Origin of the sequence: Hominilimicola fabiformis, assembly GCF_020687385.1 — a bacterium.
Classification (GTDB): Bacteria; Bacillota; Clostridia; order UBA1381; family UBA1381; genus Hominilimicola; species Hominilimicola fabiformis.
On the sequence record NZ_JAJEQM010000038.1, the window covers coordinates 1 to 2,073 of the forward strand.

Sequence of the window (2,073 nt, forward strand, 5' to 3'; positions counted from 1 at the left end):
AGGAGGAATGTAACTGTTTGTTATAAGTTATAAAAAGTTATAAATATATGCTTACTTTTATAACTTTTAATGATAGAATTAGGTATAAACATTATAGGGAGATTTTAATTATGAGTAAATACTATTCTATCAATAAATTTTCAAAAATTTTAGGAGTATCAGCACAAACACTTAGAAATTGGGACGCAAATGGTAAACTTCATCCTCACCATACTTCTAGTAATGGATACAGATATTATTCTCATGAACAGTTAAATCAGGTTATGAACATAAAACCTAATTTAGATAGAATTGTCATTGGATATTGTAGAGTCTCAAGCAATAAACAAAAAGATGATCTGGAAAGACAAATAGAGAATATGAAATTGTATCTAAATGCACAAGGAAGACCTTATGAAATTATTTCTGATATAGGTTCTGGAATCAATTATAAGAAAAAAGGACTGAAAGAACTGATTAAACGCATATCTCAAAATAAAGTAGAAAAAGTTGTGGTTCTTTATAAAGACAGATTGTTAAGATTTGGATTTGAATTAGTCGAATATATCGCAAGTTTATATAACTGTGATATAGAAATTATTGATAACACAGAAAAATCAGAGCAACAAGAACTTGTAGAAGATTTAGTTCAAATAATTACAGTTTTTAGTTGTAAATTACAAGGTAAACGTGCAAATAAAGCTAGAAAATTAGTAAAAGAATTAATTGAGGAAGAAGGTGAATCAAATGATAAAGTCAATAAAAGTGAGATTGAATCCAAATAATAAACAATCGACTAAGTTGTTTCAATATGCAGGCTGTGCTAGATTTGCTTATAATTGGGCTATTTCAAGAGAACAGGATAATTATAAGCAAGGGAACAAATTTTTATCAGATAGTGAATTGCGAAAAGAATTTACACAATTAAAGAAACAGTCTGAATATCAATGGCTGAATGAAGTAAGCAATAATGTAACAAAACAAGCAATTAAAGATGCTTGTAATACTTATAAGAGATTCTTCAAAGGACAATGTAAATATCCTGAATTTAAGAGTAAGAAACACTCTACTCCATCTTTTTATCAAGACAATATAAAAATTCAGTTTACCGATACCCATGTGAAAGTTGAAAGTTTTTCAATGAGTAAAAAACAGAATAAACAAAAGTTAAACTGGATTAAACTTTGTGAAAAAGGAAGAATACCAACTGGCTGTAAATACATGAATCCACGTTTTACTTATGACGGATTATATTGGTATGTGTCAATTGGTATTGAAGTTAATGATAATACTACTCTTCCATCAAATGAAGGTATTGGAATTGATTTAGGAATAAAGCATTTAGCAATATGTTCTGATGGCAATACATACAAGAACATAAACAAAACGCAAACGGTAAAGAAATTAGAAAAGAAAAAACGCAGGTTACAGCGTTCCATATCAAGAAAATATGAGAAAAATAAGAAAGGAGCAAATTACTGTAAAACAAGTAACATTATAAAAAGAGAAAAAGAACTTTTAAAACTAAATCACAGACTAACAAATGTTCGTCAAAACTATTTACACCAAACAACATCTGAGATAGTGAAACGAGAACCAAGTTTCATTTGTATTGAAGATTTGAATGTAAGTGGAATGATGAAGAATAAACATTTATCCAAAGCAGTACAACAGCAAGGTTTTTATGAATTTAGAAGACAGATTGAATACAAGGCTATGTGGAACAATATACCAGTTGTTATAGCCGATAGATTTTTTCCAAGTTCTAAATTATGTAGTTGTTGTGGAAGTATTAAAAAAGATTTAAAGTTGTCTGACCGTATTTACAAATGTGAATGTGGAAATGTAATTGATAGAGATTATCAGGCGGCTTTGAATCTAAAACAGTATGGAGAAAATGTCCTAAAACAACAATCTGTAGCATAACACTTTCAAGTTATTACAGATATGTACTGATACGTTAGTCAGGAATTTATGCCTATGGAGTGTACAAGAACTTGCGAGTAGATTATGAGAAATCATGTCAAAAGCATATACGATGAAGTAGGAATGAAACATAAAGGTTTATAACTTTTTATAAGTTTTCAGTAACGG

At 28.9% G+C, this 2,073-nt stretch carries 2 protein-coding genes; both read left to right on the plus strand.

Annotated elements, in window-relative coordinates:
• Positions 1–110: 110 nt before the first annotated feature.
• Positions 111–764, plus strand: coding sequence for an IS607 family transposase (locus LKE05_RS13965; RefSeq protein WP_308457240.1), 654 nt, complete (start codon positions 111–113; stop codon positions 762–764).
• Entirely contained in the window at positions 727–1,905 is a 1,179-nt protein-coding gene (locus tag LKE05_RS13970) for an RNA-guided endonuclease InsQ/TnpB family protein (protein ID WP_308457241.1), read from the plus strand. Before LKE05_RS13965 ends, LKE05_RS13970 begins: the two co-directional genes overlap by 38 nt.
• Positions 1,906–2,073 lie beyond the last annotated feature (168 nt).